This is a genomic window from Brevundimonas sp. GW821-FHT10A07 (assembly GCF_059415785.1).
The window spans coordinates 1-12,859 of record NZ_JBWKNX010000026.1 but is presented as its reverse complement, the minus strand read 5'-3'; the positions used below and the strand labels follow the sequence as shown (position 1 = coordinate 12,859).

The following is a 12,859-nucleotide window of genomic DNA, read 5'->3' as shown; positions in this document are numbered from 1 at the left end:
TGCGAGCCTCGGGCGGGGCTTCCTATGTGGCGAACAGGATCCACAACCCCGTCGCGGCGAAACCCACAGCGGCGGCCAGGCGGATCCATTTCAGGGGCAAGGTCTTCGCCGCCTTTTCCCCCAGCAGGACGGCGGGGCCGTTGACCAGCATCATGCCCAGGGTCGATCCGGCCACGACCAGCGGCAGGTTCTCGAACCGGGCGGCGAGCATGGCGGTGGCGACCTGGGTCTTGTCGCCCATCTCAATCAGGAAGAAGGCCGAGGCGGTGGTCCAGAAGATGGCCCAGAAGCCGCGCTGAACCTCGCCCTTCTGTTCGTCCAAGGTATCGGGGATCAGGGCCCAGGCGGCGAAGCCCAGGAAGGCGACGCCGACGATCCAGCGCATCCAGTCGCCGGTGATGAAATGGGCCAGAACCGTGCCGGCCAGGGCCGCGAAGGCGTGGTTCAGCAGGGTGGCGGCGAGAATGCCCAGGATGATGGGCGTGGGCCGTCGCCAGGTCGCCGCCATGACGATGGACAACAACATGGTCTTGTCCCCGATCTCCGCGATGGAGACCAGGCCGGTCGAGATCAGAAAGGCTTCCAAGAAGGAACCTGTGTGCGCGGGAGCCTCGGCGGACGGACCTGTGGCGTTCGCAGCCGGGCCCCGCGTGGACATCCCTGCGAAAGCCGCCGGTCTTGCCGTGATCCGGACCCCAAGAGGGTCCCGGACCGTTCCCGCGCCATCCTCTCCGGGAGAGGAAGCATGTTGACGCGAGCCCCGCTGATTGTTGCGGGCGGCTACTCCCCGATGACGGGCCGGGGTTTAGGACGCGCCGCCGGAAATGAAAAGTCGATAACGACTCGCAAGATTTGCCTCAGATCAGACCCTGCCGCCCAGCCTCGGCCGTCAGGTCGTCGCGGAACTCGGGCGCGGCCAGGGCGATCAGGGCGCGGGCCCGCTCGCTGGTCGACTTGCCTTTCAGGTTGGTCCAGCCGTGTTCGGTGACGATGATGTGGACGTCGTTCCGGGGCGTGGTGACCGGGCCGTCCAGCCGGGCGACGATGCGCGAACAGGTCCCCCTGGCCGCCGTCGCATGGCAGGCGATGATCGACTTGCCGCCCTCGGACCCATAGGCGCCGCGTACGAAGTCCAGCTGTCCGCCCGAGGCGGTGAACTGGCGGCCGTTCAGGAACTCTGAACAGCAGGCGCCGCTCAGGTCGATCTGAAGCGTGGCGTTGACCGAGACCATCTTCGCATTGTGGGCGATCACCGCCGGGTCGTTCACATAGGAGACGGGATGGGCCTCAAGCCCGCGGTTGCCGTCCAGGAAGTCATAGGTGTTCTGGTCGCCCATCGAGAAGGCGAAGACCCCGACCCCGGGGTGCAGGGTCTTGCGGGCGTGGTTGGCGACGCCGGCCTGCATCAGTTCGACCAGGCCCGGCGTCAGCATTTCTGTATGGACCCCCAGGTCGCGGTGGTCCTTCAGGGCGTCGCAGACGGCGTTGGGCAGGGCGCCGATCCCCATCTGCAGCGTCGCCCCGTCCTCGACCAGATCGGCGATGATCCGGCCGATGGCGAGGTCGGCCGGCTGGGGCTCGGCCCTGGGCACGACCAGCAGGGGGGCGGCGTGTTCCACGATCCCGGCGATCCTGGAGACATGGACGGTGCAGTCGCCGAACACGCGCGGCATGTGCGGATTGACTTCGACCACGATGGTCCGGGCCGTTTCCGACACCGGCTTGGCGTAGTCCGTGTTGGTCCCGAAGGAGAAGAATCCGTCCGCATCCATCGGCGAGACGGTGCAGACCAGCGCATCCACCCCGACTTCGTCGCACAGCAGGCGCGGCGACTGCTGGAAGCCGGTCGGGATGAACTGCACCGGATTGGGCCGCCCCTCCTCGAAGGCGCGCTGCTCCAGCCGGCGTTCGACGGCGCTGTGGAACAGGCTCCACGGCCGGATCCGGTCCATCAACTCGTAGCGCAGCACCGTCTCGCCGGCGATGGCGGTGGAGAGCAGATAATAGAGGTTCACATCCTCGACCTCGCCGCGCTCGGCCCGTTCGGCCAGGGCCTTCAGCAGGGCCGGGGGCTGGGACACGCCCAGGCCCATGGCGACCTTGGCGCCCGACCGGATCAGGGCCGCAGCCTGGTCCGGTGTTTTCAGCCGTTCGGCATAGAGGGCGGCGTGGTCCATGGCGTATCTCCCGTCTGCGCGCCGCTCTGTTCAGATCGAGGCGGCGTCTCAAGACAGACTATCCTGCGTCCGACGCCAAGGCGGGGCTAGACTTTGGTCGGATCGTCCCCGGTTTCAGGCTCCATCGGCGACGGCTCGTCCTGCAGGGGCGCCTGATGACGCTTCTGCCAGCGCGCAATCCCATAGGCGACCAGCCACAGGACCATGGCCCAGGCCGAGCCCACGGCCCAGCCGGCGAAGACGTCCGTCGCCCAGTGGGCGCCCAGATAGATGCGGGTCAGCCCCACCAGCAGGGCCATCAGAATGCCGACCCCCAGGACGAAGATCTTGAACCTCTGGCGCGGAAAGGCCCGCGTCAGCATGACCGCGACGCTGAGGTAGAAGACCGTCGCCAGCAGGGCGTGGCCGGAGGGGAAGCTGGCGTTGATCGTCTCGACCGCCTGCAGGGCCTGGGGCGGGCGTTCGCGCTCGAACACCGCCTTCAGCCCCTCGCTGAGCATCACGCCGCCGATCAGGCCCAGGGCCAGCAGGACGGACGACAGCCATTTCCTCTGGCTCAACAGGAAGACGATGACGATCAGGGCGAACAGGCCCAGCACCGATATGCCGCCCAGCGAGGTGATGTCGGCCGCCGCCTCCTTCAGCCACCACGGCCCCCAGGGCCGGCCGGGATCGTCGGCATAGGGGCGCAGCAGGGCCAGAACCTGATGGTCGAAGGCCTGGCCGTCGGCCTCCGTCATGTCGTCGGCGATCTCGACGAAGGTCATGACGCCGATCGCGGCCACGAACAGGGCCGTCAAAGCGGCGATCTCTGTTCGCGCAACCGTCAGGGCGCGTATCAAAAAGGGACGGAAATCTGAAACGGTCATGGACGGGCCAAACGGCCAAGCTCGCCCTATGTTCCGATCACGCGTTCGTGATATCGCAACTGCGAACCCGCCTGACGGCTTTGCTGGCTTGCTCGCTGGATTTTCCCCAGGCGTGGACGACTTGTCCGACCGATTCGCCGACAAAGCGAGCGTCAAGACGTTGACGGGTTATTAGGCATGTGCGCCCTATATGTGGGCTCGGGGAGCGCTGAAGCCACTAGATGATGTGGTTACGGCGCAGGTGGCTCTAGGCTGTTTATTGTTCAGGACGCAGATGACCATGGCTGGCGGCGAGGCTTTGAAGACGACGGAATTCCAAGGTGTTGTGACGAATGCGACCCCTGAGAAGCCGCATCTGACTGTCGTGAAATCGGTCCAGGTGGATCGTTCGCGCGACGCCCTGCTGACCGACTTCGGCAAGAAGACGCTGGAAGACCGCTACCTGCTGGCGGGCGAAAGCTATCAGGACATGTTCGCCCGCGTCTCGACCGCCTTCTCGGACGACGCCGAGCACGCCCAGCGCCTGTACGACTATATGAGCCGCCTGTGGTTCATGCCGGCGACGCCGGTGCTGTCGAACGGCGGCGCGGATCGCGGCCTGCCGATCTCCTGCTTCCTGAATGCTGTCGGCGACAGCCTGGACGGCATCCAGAGCGTCTGGAACGAGAACGTCGCCCTGGCCTCGAACGGCGGCGGCATCGGCACCTACTGGGGCGGGGTCCGCTCCATCGGCGAAAAGGTCAAGGGCGCGGGCAAGACCTCGGGCATCATCCCCTTCATCCGCGTGATGGACTCGCTGACCCTGGCGATCAGCCAGGGCTCGCTGCGCCGCGGCTCGGCCGCCGTCTATCTGGACATTCACCATCCGGAGATCGAGGAATTCCTCGAGATCCGCAAACCCTCGGGCGACTTCAACCGCAAGTCCCTGAATCTGCACCACGGCGTCAACGTCACGGACGAATTCATGGAGGCGGTGAAGACCGGCTCGACCTTCGACCTGAAGTCGCCCAAGGACGGCGCGGTCATCAAGACCGTCGACGCCCGCTCGCTGTGGACCAAGCTGCTCGACATCCGGATGCAGACCGGCGAGCCCTATATGATCTTCTCCGACACGGTGAACCGCCAGATGGCGCCGCACCAGCGCGACCTGGGCCTGAAGGTCAAGCAGTCGAACCTGTGCGCCGAAATCATGCTGCACACCGGCCGCGACCACCTGGGCGTGGACCGGACCGCCGTCTGCTGCCTGTCGTCGGTCAATGCCGAGACCTTCCTGGAGTGGCGCGAAGAGCCCAAGTTCATCGAAGACATCATGCGCTTCCTGGACAATGTGCTGGAGGACTTCATCCGCCGCGCCCCGCCGGAAATGAAGGCCGCCGTCTATTCGGCCAAGCGCGAGCGTTCGGTCGGCCTGGGCCTGATGGGCTTCCACTCCTTCCTGCAGGGCCAGGGCGTCGCCTTCGAAAGCGCCATGGCCAAGTCGTGGAACATGCGCCTGTTCAAGCACCTGCGTCGCGAGGCCGACAAGGCCAGCCGCCTGCTGGCCGAAGAGAAGGGCCCCTGCCTGGACGCCGAGGAGCGCGGCGTCATGGAGCGGTTCAGCCACAAGCTGGCCATCGCCCCGACCGCCTCGATCTCGATCATCTGCGGCGGCACCTCCGCCGGCATCGAGCCGATCCCGGCCAATATCTACACCCACAAGACCCTGTCGGGCTCGTTCGCGGTCAAGAACCCCTATCTGGAGCGCCTGCTCGACGAGAAGGGGATCAACACCGAGGCGGTCTGGAACTCGATCCTCGAGCACGAGGGCTCGGTCCAGCACCTGGACGCCCTGAACGAGGACGAGAAGGGCATCTACAAGACCGCCTTCGAGCTGGACCAGCGCTGGGTGGTCGAACTGGCCGCCGACCGCGCGCCGGAAATCTGCCAGGCCCAATCGCTGAACCTGTTCATCCCGGGCGACGTCAACAAATGGGATCTGCACATGCTGCACTGGTCCGCCTGGGAGCGCGGCGTGAAATCGCTGTACTATCTGCGCTCCAAGTCGGTGCAGCGCGCCGCCTTCGCCGGCGCCGAGGACAAGGCCGAGGCGGTCATCGATCCGAACCAGCCCGACCTCTTCTCCATGCCCAAGACCGACTACGACGAGTGCCTGGCCTGCCAGTAGGCGGTCGGACGCCAGACCTGAAAGGGCTCCGCGCAGGCGGGGCCCTTTTTCACGACTGGAACTCCGGCGCGGCGGCGTCGTTCAAAAGGGACGAAACAGTGTCTTGAAAATGTCTGTTGGAGTCTGGTTGCACCTGGTGCAAGCTGGAGAACAGCGGACGGTGGGGAGACCGAATGCGCGTTGCGGTGTGGAGCGTTGGAGTGGGAATCGTCCTGGCGGCAGCCGGGTTCGCCGACTCGCGCGCCCAGGCCTGGATCCCCGGCGCCTTCGACGAAACTCACGCGACGGCTCAAACCCTGACCGCGCGCCTCAATGAGCAAGGCGGGTTCCGCGTCACGCCCGACGCCCGCTTCGGATCCGAAATCGAGATGAGCGCGCCCTTGCGGCCGGCCGAAACCGAGGGTCTGGCCGCCGCCACCCGCAACGATATCTGGATCGACCGCAAGGCTTTCACCGACCGGGTCACGCTGGAAACCGCCGGGCGATTGCGTCGCGCCGACGGCTCGCCCCTGCCGGTCACGCCGATCGACCGGGCCGAGCTGGACGCGGAAGCCTATGACCTGCGCTATGTTCGCGGCTTCCGCGGCGCCGTCGGACGCACGCCGTCCGGCCTGGAAGTCAGTCTGACGCCCCACGCCGGTTTCGGCCTGGGCAGCGACGGCGGATCGGCGGAGGCCGGCGCCACCCTGAAGATCGGCGAGGGCCTGGATCGTCTCGCCCCCGACGGAACCGCGCGCTTCGGCGAGCGTCCCCGGTGGTATCTCTACGCCGCCGGGTCCGGCCGGGCGGTCGGCTATAATTTCGCCCGCACCCGCGACGGCGACTACGCCCGCTCCGGCTATACCCAGGATCGAGGCGGCTTCCTGGGCGACGCCTCGGTCGGCGTGGCCTATCGCCGGGGCGATGTTCAGACCTCCGTCGGGCTGGTCTATCGCGAGATCGACGCCGGCAAGGGGCTGCGCGGCATGAACGGCCTCGACACCGATCTGGACGAGGGCCTGATCGCCTTCCAGCTGTCGATCAAGCCGCGCCGCTGATCCGGCGGATGGTCCGGACCTAGGGTTCCTGGACCTCCGACACCGCCACCCCCTCTCGGCGTGGATCCGCGCCGCCGTCCCAGCGTCCATTCCGCCAGATGGCTCCATGCAGGCCCGAGGTCTCGGTTGCATTGGGTTTGAGGCTCATGCCCGCCGCCCCCAGGGCGTCGCGGATGTCCGGCGCGATCAGGGCCGTATCGGCGCCGACCATCTCGCCGCGCACCACCAGATTGGGCAGGGCGACAGCCTCCTGCATCGGCAGGCCCCAGTCGATCACCCCGATCAGGGCCTTGGCGACATAGGCCAGGATGCTGGACCCGCCCGGCGAGCCGATGGCGCCGACCAGACGGCCCTGACGGTCCAAGATCAGCACCGGCGTCATTGACGACCGGGGCCGCTTGCCCGCCGCCACCGCATTGGCGGCCGGATGGCCGTCCTCGCTCGGGGTGAAGGAGAAGTCGGTCAGCTGGTTGTTCAGGAAGAAACCCTCGACCATCCGGCCGTTGCCGAAGATGCTCTCGACCGTGGTCGTCATGCTGACTGCATTTCCCTCCGCATCGACGATGACCATGTGCGAGGTGCCGCCGGGCTCGGCCGTGCGGTCCGCGCCGCGCGGGGGCGAGCCCGTGGGGGCGCCGGGCGTCGCGGGACCGTTCAGGGTCGGCGCCAGGGCCGCGCGCGCGGCGACATAGTCCGGATCCAGCAGGCCGGCGATCGGCACGCCGACGAAGTCCGCATCCCCCACATAGCGGTCGCGGTCGGCGTACATCAGACGCTGCAGCCGGCCGAAGGCGACCCAGGCGGCCGGGCTGTCGGGGCCCTTTCGGATGTCGGGCGTCTGCTCGGCCATGGCCAGGAACTGCAGCAGGGCCACTCCGCTGGACGGCGGCGGGGGCACGCAGACGACATAGATCCGGTACGGACGGCACAGGGCGTCGCGACGCAGCGGGCGATAGGCGGCGATGTCCGTCTCGGTCAGGCCTCCGGGGCGCGGCGCCTCGGCCACCGTTTGGGCGATCTCGCGCCCGATGCGGCCGCCGTACAGGACGCCCGGCCCTTCGTTCGCCAGGGCCGCCACGGTTCGGGCATAGGCGGGGTTCCGCATCACGTCGCCGGCCCGATAGGGTTCGCCATCCGGCCGGGTGAAATAGGCTTTGGCCCACCGGGTTCTCGCCTGGGGCGCGGGGCCGTTGATCATGCCGGCCAGGCGCGGGCTGACCACGAAGCCGTCGCGCGCCAGGCGTTCGGCCTCGCCGAACAGGTCGCGCCATTCCAGCCGGCCGTGATCCTTCTGCGCCATGGCCAGCATGGCCACCGCGCCCGGCGCCCCGGTCGAGCGCCCCGACAACAGGGCGTCGATGAAGGCCAGGGGCTCGCCGTCCTCGTAAAACAGTTCGGGCGTGGCCGAGGCCGGCGCCGTCTCGCGCCCGTCATAGGCCGTCACATGGCCGGTCGCCGCCTCATAGCTCATCAGGAAGGCCCCGCCGCCCAGACCCGACGACTGGGGCTCCACCAGGCCCAGGACCGCCTGTACGGCGACAGCGGCGTCCACCGCCGACCCGCCGCGCCGCAGCACCTTCATCCCCGCCTCGACCGCCAGCGGATTGGCCGCCGCCACGAAGGGGCCGCGCGCAGGCGTCCCGGCCTCCGGCGTCGTCGCCTGACCCTGAACCGGTGTCTCGGCCGCTGTCGGGGCACCCCCGCCCGCCGTCTGGCAGCCGGCGATGACAATGGGAATGAGCAGGACGGCGAGACGACGGCGGATGAAATGCATGAGAAAATCCGGACGAGGGAGGACGTCGCCTCCCGACGTAGGCCGTCCCGGCGTCCGCGCCAACCGCCGACCACGCAGAAACTGCATTCCGCCGCTTGCGCCCGCCGGTTTCTACGGCTAAAGACCCGCCCTCGCCGCAAGGCAGCCGCACCCGTAGCTCAGCTGGATAGAGCACCAGACTACGAATCTGGGGGTCGGGCGTTCGAATCGCTCCGGGTGCGCCATCTTTTCAAACACTTGCTGTAGTTGCTCCGCTTAGCGTGGGGCCCTGGGACCCGCATGGGACCCAAGACGCAGAAAATCCAATCTATCATAAGCAATCACTGAGGCACATTCGTGCGGCGTCGAAGTGAAATGAAGCCGTTCTGACGTGCCTGATCGGCCTTGGCGCCGTCAGCTGACGATGGCTGAGGGAGACGCCTTGCGCTCTCTCTGGTCGTCCTCAGCCCCCTACCGGAGAACTGGACCGCAGGGGCTCGGTTTCCGGCCAAGGGAGGTCGCGGTACAGTCTGGCGACCACGAAGAAACGCTCTTCGAAGGACGGCAGGTCGGCGACTTCCAACTTAAGGGTATCCCAGTCCGCCTGTGCTCGACGAACCACCTCTTCCGCCTCCAAGGATTGCCGGTCGGGCTGGATGTCCCTTGTCGCGCACTTCTCGATGAGTGTGTCGTAAATCACCTGTCGATCACTTTCCTCCATCGGGTGCGCATCGACCAGATAGGCGATGTCGTAGACGTCCTGACGCCGATATCGGTTGCGGATCGGCTGCTGGAGGAGAGCGCGAAACTTCTCGGCGATCAGTTCGTGGAGCGTGAAGGCTCGGACCGCGACGCCGGGATTGCTCAGTTGGAGGGTTTGGGCGGTGTAGACCTGATCCTTGAAGCTGATTTCGACGTCGAGCACCCGCGTCGCCTGACCCGCGTCAAGACGCTTCTCCTCCGGTGTGCCGCGTAGAGCCGACCCGATTCGCACGAGCAACGCCGGGAAGTCATGGTCCGCGAAGTTCAGTGGTTTAGGCATTTTCTTGAGTGACTGAACCCGGCAGATCAAATCCAGGTGTCCGAGCTGAATGGCGGCCTTCGGAAGGAGGGCGTTGAGCTCCTCGACCAAAGGCTGTTCAAACTCGGCCGGGCCCAACAACGCCGTGAAATCGACGTCCGCTGTCAGCCGGTGGCTATCAAAGGCCAGCGCCATGAGAGTTCCGCCCTTGAGAACGAGGGCGTCTTTGAGCGTGGGAGCGAGACCGATCGCGGTAAGCACGATTTCTGTGACGCGCCGATCCCTGTAGAGGACCTGGTCGTCTGTGGCCGCTTCCACCCAACCCTTAAGGTCTACATCGACGATGGCGGCGCGGCCGGGCTCTTCGATGTCAGGCATTCAGAGATATCATCCAAGCTTCAGAGAAGGCGGGCGCGTAAGGCGCGTCTGGATCAAGCTTACGCGACCCCCCTCGCTGGGCGAACGCCTTCCAGGCTTCGATTCTGGGATCTTTGACGCCCAATTTTTCAGAAAGGATGTAGCCCGCGCGCATTTTCACGATCGATGCGTTTTCCTCGTCTACGGCGGCAATGATCGGTTCAATCCAGTCGTCGGCCGTTCGCTCCCAGACATCAAGTGCGTGATGGATTCCTCCGCAGAGATGCGGCTGGGCCAGCATATCAACGAACACGCGACCGATCTCCACGATGCGCGTGCTTTCGCCACGCATTTCCGTTGTACGAGCGGGATACTTCGTCTCATGAACTTCCACCGGCCGGCGGCGAAGAGTCGGATTCATGCCGAAGTGCAACAGGACGCCAGAAGCCTCCCTGATATGTTCTGTTGAAAGCTCGTCTGACAGCTTCGCCAGCTTGAGCGCGTTCCAAATCGGGCGCGATGGACGGGTAAGGTGCAGCGCCCCTGGGCTGCGTTCGGTCAGACCATATCGTTGCATCGCAGATAGGTGGGACACGTAGCAGAAGGGGTCGGCTATGCAGGCGACTTCTTCCGCAGTCCCGGCCCGTGTCGCCTGAACAACTCGCCAAACACCTGATCGGAAGTCCCTATCCTGAACGAGGCTTCGACGAGCAACGAGTCTTTTGGTCAGGTTGCGGGACCTTTTTTCATCCCAATCGCTCGGGACGTACTTAAGCGCCTCTCCTTCCCATGTGCGTGCCTCAGCCAATCTCAAGCCAAGCAGGAAAATCCCATAGTCGGTGACGATGGGGCAGTTTGCCTTGAGAATGGCCGCTTCGGCGGCATCAGCGAACGCTAGCATCATGGCAAACCGACTGCATCCAATAGGCCTATGTCCTAAGGACATAGGCCTATTGGATGCGAACGTCAAATCTTCCCCGCCCGCTGATGGTGTCCAACTGCTGATCTGGGTATTGCCACTATCCTCGGTTAGGCCTATGTCCTCAGGACATAGGCCTAACCGAGGAATGCGGTAGTTGGCCTAAAGTCTGTTTAGATGCAGCTTTGCCCGTCTGAGACGACCGTGGGCGACGGCTACGGTCTCGTCGAGATGCTGCCTGATCAGCCTCATAGCCGCCTGGCTGGATTCGCAGGTGTATCAGCTCACAACTGATGCCCGTGATTGTCAGACTACGTTTGTGAGAACAGCACGTCTTGCGCCGAGACAGCCACTCTATCTCAGTCATGTCCGTATCAATCATTAGCAACCACGGGAATCGAGGCGCTTAGCGACAGGGTGGCAGGGCAAGATAAAATCCGGCCTGCGATCCTTGGACATCGCCGGCCGGGTACATCGGTGAAGGCGAAGGGTTTCGAGGGCGCTGGAGCCCGCCATGACCGAACCGCGCGATCCTGAAGACTACGGCTTCAAGCCGCCGATGACGGCGCGGCGGGAGGCGCCGCCGACCTGGACCGTCGGGCGTCTGGTCAGCCGGGCGACGCCGTCGATGCCCCCGCGTGCGAGAGCGCGACACTTCTCCTCGAAGGGTTCGGTTCAGCGCGTCCGGCCGGTGCGTTCGGCGGCGGGCGGGATGCGGCGGGTGATGGTCAAGGTGCGGGTCGTGCCGATGACGCCGGGCGCGAAGAAGGCGCTGATGACCCATGTCCGTTATGTGGCCCGCGAGGGGGCTGGTGCGGAGGGCGAGCCGGGTCGATTCTTTGATGCGCGCGAGGATGCGGTGGACGCGTCCGGCTTCGCGCGGCGTTGTGAGGGAGACCGGCATCACTTCCGCATCATCGTCAATCCGGAGGACGGGCGTGATCTGCCAGACCTCAAGACCTTCACGCGCCGGTTCATGGAGCAGGTGGAGGCCGACATGGGCACGCCGCTCGAATGGGTGGCGGGAGAGCACTACGACACCGGCAGACCGCATCTTCATATCCTGCTGCGGGGCAAGCGTGACGACGGCCGGGATCTGGTCCTGCCGCGCGAGTACGTCAGCCACGGGCTACGTCAGCGATCCCAAGAACTGGCGACCGAGATCCTCGGGCCGAGGCAAGAGCGGGCGGCGTCAGAGCGGGATTTGACGGCGGACCGATTCACCCGTCTGGATCAGACCCTGATCGGAGAGGTTCGGGACGGGCGGCTGAGCTTGGAGCGGTTGCCGGAAGCGCAGCGGACCGACGCGTTACGACGGCTCGTCCATCTGGAAACGCGAGGCTGGGTCGAGCGCGAGGGGCCGGGCCGATGGACCGTCCCCGCCGATCTCCGTGAGACCCTGCAACGGGTCGGCGAGCGCGAGGCGAGGGACGCGGCGGCGGCCAAGGCGATCTGGGGCGGCCGATGGGGCGGAGAGGTGGAGCGGCTTCAACCGTTGGAGATCAAGGCGGGCGAGACCGTGGTCGGCGCCTATGCCGGGGTCCAGCCGATCGGTCCCTATGGGAGCGGACCCCAGGCCCTAGTGATGGAGACGATGGATGGACGGTTCGGCCATGTGCGGCTGCCGTCGCTGGACAGCGCCTTGATTCTGGACCGGGTGCCCGAGCGAGCGATCGTCGAGGTGCGTGGCAAGGCGCGGCCGGAGCGAGCCTCGGACAGAACCATCGCCGAGATCGCGGGCGAGCGCAGCGGGGTTTATTCGGCGAGGGAGCACCAGGCCGCGCGACCGGCAGACAGTCCGGCCTTCATCGAGCGGCATGTGCGGCGGCTGGAGGCCATGAGCCGCGAGGGCGCGTGCAAGGCCTTGGGGGACGGAAGGTTCGCCATACCGGACGACTATCGAGCGAAGGCGTCAGCGGCCGATCAGGCGCGTCATGGCGCGGTGGATCTGGAGCTGCGGGTGCTGGACGTCCGGCCGCTGGAGCTACAGCCGCAGGCCAGAGGCGTGACCTGGCTCGACAAGGTCGCCAGCGGGCTTGCGAAGGGGCCGGTATCGGGAGCGCTCGCCGACGAGGCGAAGGCGCTCGGACTTCAGCGGGCTGAGGTTCTGAAAAGCTGGGGCATCGGCTCTGGCGCGCCGATGGGGCTCGGCGAGGGGGAAAGGCGGCAGCTCTGGACCCTGGAGCTGGAGAGCCAGATGGAGCGGCTTGGTCAGACCGGCAAGCCGTTGGTCAGGGCCCAGGAGGGGCAGAGGTTCTCCGGCGTCTATCTGGACCGGGCCCATATGGGCGGTCGGACCTATGCGGTGATCGAGAGCAAGACCGCCGTGACCCTGGCGCCGTGGCGGCCGGCGCTGGAGGCCTGTCGCGGACAGGCCCTCACCGGGGTGCTGCAGGGCGGTCAGGTGGACTTCCGCTTCGGCCAGTCGCGCGGGCGCGGATTGGGGCTGGAGCTCTAGAGCGGAGGCGATTGATCGACATCTTGGGTGTCAATCGGCGTCTAAAAGGGACCCCCTATCGGCGTGCAATAGGGACCCCCTTTTGAGGTTCGGGATGGACGTCA

At 66.1% G+C, this 12,859-nt stretch carries 9 protein-coding genes, 1 tRNA gene and 1 riboswitch; of the genes, 4 read left to right on the top strand and 6 right to left on the bottom strand.

The features are described 5' to 3' along the window. Nucleotides 1-22 precede the first annotated feature (22 nt). The 3 genes from AC07NC_RS16845 to AC07NC_RS16835 form a co-directional block, all read right to left on the bottom strand. On the bottom strand, nucleotides 23-586 hold the full coding sequence (locus AC07NC_RS16845; protein WP_494570226.1) for a TMEM165/GDT1 family protein: 564 nt from the start codon (nucleotides 584-586) through the stop codon (nucleotides 23-25). 99 nt (nucleotides 587-685) lie between these two features. After that, nucleotides 686-802, bottom strand: a riboswitch (yybP-ykoY riboswitch). 55 nt (nucleotides 803-857) lie between these two features. Beyond that, nucleotides 858-2,177 (bottom strand): acetyl-CoA hydrolase/transferase family protein, encoded by a 1,320-nt coding sequence (locus tag AC07NC_RS16840; RefSeq protein WP_494570225.1) that lies wholly within the window; start codon nucleotides 2,175-2,177, stop codon nucleotides 858-860. An 86-nt stretch (nucleotides 2,178-2,263) separates the two neighbouring features. After that, nucleotides 2,264-3,046, bottom strand: a complete 783-nt coding sequence (locus AC07NC_RS16835; protein ID WP_008260320.1) for a phosphatase PAP2 family protein — start codon at nucleotides 3,044-3,046, stop codon at nucleotides 2,264-2,266. 274 nt (nucleotides 3,047-3,320) lie between these two features. Here AC07NC_RS16835 and AC07NC_RS16830 point away from each other — a divergent pair, with 274 nt between their 5' ends. Both AC07NC_RS16830 and AC07NC_RS16825 read left to right on the top strand, forming a co-directional pair. Then, nucleotides 3,321-5,210: a ribonucleoside-diphosphate reductase subunit alpha gene (locus AC07NC_RS16830; RefSeq protein WP_494570224.1), complete on the top strand. Its 1,890-nt coding sequence runs from the start codon at nucleotides 3,321-3,323 to the stop codon at nucleotides 5,208-5,210. Between the two features lie 173 nt (nucleotides 5,211-5,383). After that, complete coding sequence (locus tag AC07NC_RS16825; RefSeq protein ID WP_494570223.1) at nucleotides 5,384-6,247, top strand: lipid A-modifier LpxR family protein; 864 nt, start codon at nucleotides 5,384-5,386, stop codon at nucleotides 6,245-6,247. Nucleotides 6,248-6,266: 19 nt separating this feature from the next. On the opposite strand, the gene AC07NC_RS16820 is transcribed toward AC07NC_RS16825, so the two are convergent. Next, nucleotides 6,267-8,021, bottom strand: coding sequence for a gamma-glutamyltransferase family protein (locus AC07NC_RS16820; protein ID WP_494570222.1), 1,755 nt, complete (start codon nucleotides 8,019-8,021; stop codon nucleotides 6,267-6,269). Nucleotides 8,022-8,168: 147 nt separating this feature from the next. On the opposite strand from AC07NC_RS16820, the gene AC07NC_RS16815 reads away from it, so the two are divergent. Next, a tRNA-Arg gene (locus tag AC07NC_RS16815) sits at nucleotides 8,169-8,245 on the top strand. A 218-nt stretch (nucleotides 8,246-8,463) separates the two neighbouring features. Here AC07NC_RS16815 and AC07NC_RS16810 read toward each other — a convergent pair. Together AC07NC_RS16810 and AC07NC_RS16805 are read right to left on the bottom strand one after the other, a co-directional pair. After that, nucleotides 8,464-9,399, bottom strand: coding sequence for a nucleotidyl transferase AbiEii/AbiGii toxin family protein (locus AC07NC_RS16810; RefSeq protein WP_291548417.1), 936 nt, complete (start codon nucleotides 9,397-9,399; stop codon nucleotides 8,464-8,466). Next, nucleotides 9,392-10,282 (bottom strand): hypothetical protein, encoded by an 891-nt coding sequence (locus AC07NC_RS16805; RefSeq protein ID WP_291548418.1) that lies wholly within the window; start codon nucleotides 10,280-10,282, stop codon nucleotides 9,392-9,394. Before AC07NC_RS16805 ends, AC07NC_RS16810 begins: the two co-directional genes overlap by 8 nt. 529 nt (nucleotides 10,283-10,811) lie before the next feature. Between AC07NC_RS16805 and AC07NC_RS16800 the strand changes: the two genes are divergently transcribed. Then, entirely contained in the window at nucleotides 10,812-12,755 is a 1,944-nt protein-coding gene (locus tag AC07NC_RS16800; protein ID WP_494570221.1) for a DUF3363 domain-containing protein, read from the top strand. The last annotated feature ends 104 nt before the right edge of the window (nucleotides 12,756-12,859 follow it).

What these genes read in the sequence shown, in the direction of transcription:
- AC07NC_RS16825 (WP_494570223.1), top strand. Translation starts at nt 5,384, where the DNA reads ATGCGCGTTGCGGTGTGGAGCGTTGGAGTGGGAATCGTCCTGGCGGCA.
- AC07NC_RS16810 (WP_291548417.1), bottom strand. Translation starts at nt 9,399, where the DNA reads ATGCCTGACATCGAAGAGCCCGGCCGCGCCGCCATCGTCGATGTAGAC.
- AC07NC_RS16830 (WP_494570224.1), top strand. Translation starts at nt 3,321, where the DNA reads ATGACCATGGCTGGCGGCGAGGCTTTGAAGACGACGGAATTCCAAGGT.
- AC07NC_RS16840 (WP_494570225.1), bottom strand. Translation starts at nt 2,177, where the DNA reads ATGGACCACGCCGCCCTCTATGCCGAACGGCTGAAAACACCGGACCAG.
- AC07NC_RS16805 (WP_291548418.1), bottom strand. Translation starts at nt 10,282, where the DNA reads ATGATGCTAGCGTTCGCTGATGCCGCCGAAGCGGCCATTCTCAAGGCA.
- AC07NC_RS16800 (WP_494570221.1), top strand. Translation starts at nt 10,812, where the DNA reads ATGACCGAACCGCGCGATCCTGAAGACTACGGCTTCAAGCCGCCGATG.
- AC07NC_RS16835 (WP_008260320.1), bottom strand. Translation starts at nt 3,046, where the DNA reads ATGACCGTTTCAGATTTCCGTCCCTTTTTGATACGCGCCCTGACGGTT.
- AC07NC_RS16820 (WP_494570222.1), bottom strand. Translation starts at nt 8,021, where the DNA reads ATGCATTTCATCCGCCGTCGTCTCGCCGTCCTGCTCATTCCCATTGTC.